4 protein-coding genes and 1 pseudogene are annotated in these 4774 nt (G+C 72.4%); 2 read left to right on the forward strand and 3 right to left on the reverse strand.

Translation table 11 applies throughout. The features are described from left to right. Together AB0J09_RS56400 and AB0J09_RS56405 are read left to right on the forward strand one after the other, a co-directional pair. Positions 1-535, forward strand: a pseudogene (locus tag AB0J09_RS56400) (peptidase M36); the annotation flags it as partial. Between the two features lie 121 nt (positions 536-656). Beyond that, on the forward strand, positions 657-1865 hold the full coding sequence (locus AB0J09_RS56405) for an amidohydrolase family protein (protein WP_360710834.1): 1209 nt from the start codon (positions 657-659) through the stop codon (positions 1863-1865). A gap of 12 nt (positions 1866-1877) precedes the next feature. On the opposite strand, the gene AB0J09_RS56410 is transcribed toward AB0J09_RS56405, so the two are convergent. From AB0J09_RS56410 to AB0J09_RS56420, 3 genes are all read right to left on the reverse strand, one after another. Further along, the gene (locus AB0J09_RS56410; protein ID WP_360710837.1) at positions 1878-3251 is read right to left on the reverse strand and encodes an FAD-binding oxidoreductase; all 1374 of its coding nucleotides are present in this window, start codon (positions 3249-3251) and stop codon (positions 1878-1880) included. Beyond that, positions 3248-4528 carry an MFS transporter gene (locus AB0J09_RS56415; protein ID WP_360710840.1) on the reverse strand — a complete coding sequence of 427 codons (1281 nt, stop codon included), beginning with the start codon at positions 4526-4528 and terminating at the stop codon, positions 3248-3250. Before AB0J09_RS56415 ends, AB0J09_RS56410 begins: the two co-directional genes overlap by 4 nt. Beyond that, the coding region (locus tag AB0J09_RS56420; RefSeq protein ID WP_360710843.1) for a hydantoinase B/oxoprolinase family protein at positions 4525-4774 on the reverse strand (250 nt) is incomplete at its 5' end. The genes AB0J09_RS56420 and AB0J09_RS56415, both read right to left, overlap by 4 nt.

The raw sequence follows: 4774 nt of genomic DNA on the forward strand, positions 1-4774 counted from the left end.
GGCCGCGGGCGACGGCGTCAACCAGGCCAAGCTGATCGACGAGACCGAGGCCACGAACTGGGCCTCGCTCACCGGCGCGCCCGCCGGCAAGTCGGTCGTCGTGGACCTGGCGGGCGACGCGCCGGTCACGGTCCGCCGGGTGCAGGTGAGCGCGATGCTCAGACCTAACGTCGGCGACGCCGCCGACCCGGGAGCGCAGAACCGCTTCTCCAGCCTGCGCGCGTTCGAGGTGCTGGCCTGCAGCTCGGGCTGCGCCGACCCGGCGAACTTCACGAAGATCTACACCAGCCCGGCCGACGCCTTCAGTGCCGGGCTGCCGCGCCCGCGGGGCGCGGACATGCTCATCAAGTCGTTCGGGGTACGGCCCACCAGCGCCACGCACCTGATGCTGCGGGTGGTCAGCACGCAGTGCACCGGCAATCCGCTGTACGCCGGTGAGCAGGACAAGGATCCGAACTCCGCCACGGACTGTGCCACGGCCAGCCCGCAGCGGGAGCAGGTGAGGGCGGCCGAGTTCCAGGCGTTCTCGCACTGACGTTGTGACTGTGCGGCCCGCGCCGGTGGGGCGCGGGCCGCACGCATGCTTGCCCCAAAGTAGTTAGACGTCGTACTATCCGGACAAGAACTAGTTAGACGTCGAACTATATGGAGAGATCATGCGTACCTTGATCCGTAACGTCCGGGTCTTCGACGGCGAGCGGACCGTGCCCGCCGCCGACGTGATGATCGACGGCGACCGCATCGGCCCGGCGGGAGACCCGCTGGGAGACCCGGTGGACGTTGAAGTGGACGGCACCGGGAAGACCCTGCTGCCGGGCCTGATCGACGCCCACACGCACGCCTTCGACGGCGATCTGGAGGAGGCGCTGAGGTTCGGCGTCACCACCGAGCTCGACATGAACAACCTGCCGCCCGTCCTGGCCGCCCAGCGCCGGCTGGCCACCGAACGCGACGACGTGGCCGACATCCGCAGCTCCAGCATGATCGCCACCGCCCCCAACGGGCATCCGACCCAGATCATGACGGCGGAGGTGCTCAAGGCCCTCGGTACGGACCGCACGCTCGACACGGTCGCCGACTCGGGCGAGGCGAAGGCGTTCGTGGAGGCGCGGCTGGCGGAGGGCGTCGACTACCTCAAGATCGCCATCGACGACGGCGGCTCGTCCGGGATGCGGCTCCCCGCGCTCAGCCCCGAGCTCGCCGCCGTCCTGGTCGAGGCCGGCCATGCCGCCGGGCTGCGGGTCATCGCGCACACAGTGACCGCGAGGGAGGCGATCATGGCCCTCGACGCGGGCGCCGACGGGCTGGCGCACCTGTACTCCGACGTGGACCAGGACCAGGCCGAGGAGATGGCCGCCAGGGTCGCCTCGTACGACGCGTTCGTGATCAGCACGATCACCTACATCGAGGCCGTCACCGGCGACCCGAACGGCCAGGAGCTCCTGCGAGACCCGCGGGTCGCGGGCCGGATGTCGGAGCGCGCGAAGGCCACGTTCGGGCGGGAGTGGGCGGACATCCCCATGCACTCGCAGGGTGTGCTGAACGCCGCCCACGCGGCCGCGGCCCTGATGCGGGCGGGGGTGCCGGTGCTGGCCGGCACGGACGCCACCCCGTTCGGGCCGGTGCACGGGGCGGGCCTGCACCACGAGCTCCTGCTGCTGACGGAGGCCGGCTGGACCCCGGAACAGGCCCTGGCGGCGGCGACCAGCGCCCCGGCCCACGCCTTCGGGCTCGCGGACCGCGGACGGATCGCTCCTGGACTGCGTGCCGACCTGCTCCTCGTGAACGGCGACCCGACCACGGACATCACGGCCACCCGGGCCATCGCGGACGTGTGGCGCGGGGGCGTCCGCCAGGCCGGCTGATCCCTGGCGGGCCTACTCGCGGCGGCCGACCCAGTCCGCCGCCTTGGCGACGGGCGAGGTGGTGACGCGGCCCCCGGCCGTCTCCTGCCGGTCCGCCTCCCGGTACGCCGCGTACATCCCCCTCACCCCGAGCCACCGCAACGGCTCGGGCTCCCATTTCCTGACCTTCCGCCCCACCCACGGCAGACCCGTCAGCTCCGTCTCGCGACCCAGCACCAGATCCCGCAGGGTGCGGCCGGCGAGGTTCGTGGTGGCCACCCCGTGCCCCACGTAACCGCCCGCCCAGCCGAGCCCGGTGCGCCGGTCGAGGCCCGCCGTCGAGCACCAGTCGCGCGGCACCCCGAGGACCCCCGACCAGGCGTGCGCGACCCCCACGCCGAGCGTGGCGGGGAACAGCCGGACGAGCGCGTCCCGGAGCTGGCGGACCGTCGAGATGTGGGTGCGCCCGTCGGAGTCGGTCCTGGACCCGAACCGGTACGGGCGGCCGCGACCGCCGATCGCGATCCGGCCGTCGGCCGTGCGTTGCGCGTAGATGTAGGCGTGGGACATGTCCCCGAGAAGCTCCTCACCTGCCCACCCGATCCGGTCCCAGACCTGGTCGGGGAGCGGCTCGGTGACGATCAGTGAGGAGTTCATGGGGAGCCACGTGCGCCGCTCCCCCGCCAGGCCCGCCGTGAAGCCCTCGGTCGCCCTGATCACGTACGAGGCGTGGACCGTCCCGTACGGTGTCTCGACCGTGTGCGGCGAGATCCGCGTCACCGGCGTGGACTCGCGGATCGGCACGCCGAGGCGCTCGACGGCCCGCGCCAGTCCCTGCACCAGCTTGGCCGGTTGCACGCGGGCGCAGTGGGGCGTGAAGGACGCGCCGAGCGCGCCCGCGACGCCGATCCTGGCGACCGTCTCCTCCGCGTCGAGCAGCACCACGTCGTCGTCCCACGCCTGCGCGGCGGCGACCTGCGCGCGGAGCCTCGGCAGCTGGGCGGGCGCGTGCGCCACCCTGAGCATGCCGCGCTTGACGATGTCGGCCTCGATGCCCTCGGCCGCGGCGACCGCGATGATCTCATCCACGGCGACGTTCATGGCCCTCTGGAGGTCGATGACGCCCTGGCGGCCGTGGGTGGCGGCGAAGCGGCGGCGTGAGCCGGCCAGGGCGGCGGTGATCCAGCCGCCGTTACGCCCGGAGGCGCCGTAGCCGGCGAACTCGCGCTCCAGGATCACGATCCGCAGCCCGGGGTCGGCCTTCTTCAGGTAGTACGCCGTCCACAGGCCGGTGTAGCCGGCGCCGACCACGCACACGTCGGCCTCGGTGGACCCGTCGAGCGGCGAGCGCCTGGCGGGAAGTCCGATCTCGCGGTACCAGTGCGAGACACCCTCGTTGAGCGTCACAGGGCCGCCTCCGCGGCGGGGGCGGCGACGCGTACCCGCCCGATGAACAGCCCGGCCAGCGTGAACACGTAGAACAGCGCCGTCACCACCGCGACCGGCCAGTAGTGGCCGCCCGTCCACTCCAGCGACGCCGTGGCGAACAGCGGCACGAGCCCGCCGCCGATGGCCCCGGCGAGCTGGTACGACAGCGACATGCCGGTGTAGCGGACGCGAGGCGCGAAGAGCTGGGCGACGTAGGCGGCGCCGACGGAGTACGTGGCGGTCACGCCGATGAGGCCGACGCCCACGCCCACGCAGAGCCAGAACGTGCTGCCGGTGCCGAAGAGCCAGAACGGCGGCACCGCCCACACGAGCCCGGCGACCGCGCCCCACGCGATGACCTTGCCCTTGCCGTACCGGTCGCCCATGGAGGCGAAGACGAACATGAGGGCCGCCTCCACGACGGCGGCCACGATCTGCCCGGCCAGCGCGACCGACTTGGGCAGCCCGAGCTGGGTCGTCGTGTACGCGAGCATGAACGTGGTGAGCACGTAGTACGCCGCGAAGCCGCCGGCGAAGATGCCGAGCCCGACCACGATCTGCCGCCACGACGTGCGCAGGCACTCGACGATCGGCAGCACCTCGGAGCGGGCCGACCGCTCGAAGTCCGGCGTCTCCTCGATCTTCATGCGCACCGCGAACCCGACCACGACCAGCACGATCGACACGAGGAACGGCACCCGCCACCCCCATGCCTCGAACTGCCCGGCGCTCAGCACCCCGTTCAGCACCGCGAACATGGTGGTCGCGAGGAGCAGCCCGACCGGCGAGCCGATCTGGGCGAACGCACCGAAGAACGTGCGCCGCCCCTGCGGCGCGTGCTCGACGGAGATCAACGCCGCGCCGCCCCACTCGCCGCCGACCGCCAGGCCCTGGACGAAGCGGAGGACGACCAGCAGCAGAGGCGCGAGCGTGCCGATGCTCTCATGCGTGGGCACGCAGCCGACCAGGAACGTCGCGGAGCCCATCATGAGCAGCGTCCACACGAGCGACTTCTTGCGCCCGATCCGGTCGCCGAAGTGGCCGAACACGACCGCGCCCAGCGGCCTGGCCACGTAGCCGACGGCGTACGTGGCGAACGCGGACAGCACGCCCGCGACCGGGGACAGTGTCGGGAAGAACAGCTTGTTGAAGACCAGCGCGGAGGCGGTCGTGTAGATGAAGAAGTCGTACCACTCGATGCTGGTGCCGAGCGCGGACGCGAGCGCCACCCTGCGCATCTGCGGTGATGTGGTCATTGGGGGGTCTCCTTCACGCGCTCATTCAATGTCAGGCCGTCCCTCAGGTCGGCCTCGCGGCGCGCGGCCGGGCGTTCGACGGGTGGGCCGTAGCCTCCGCCGCCGCCGGTGCGCAGGCTGACCCGCTCGCCCGCGGCGAGCGTCACCGCGTCGATGTGGGACAACCGTTGTACGGTTCCGTCGGACCTGGTGACCTCGAGCCCGCCGGTGGCGCCGTCGCCGCCGCCGAACAGGCCGCGGGCGCCG

Origin of the sequence: Nonomuraea sp. NPDC049784, assembly GCF_040659615.1 — a bacterium.
Taxonomy (GTDB): Bacteria; Actinomycetota; Actinomycetes; order Streptosporangiales; family Streptosporangiaceae; genus Nonomuraea.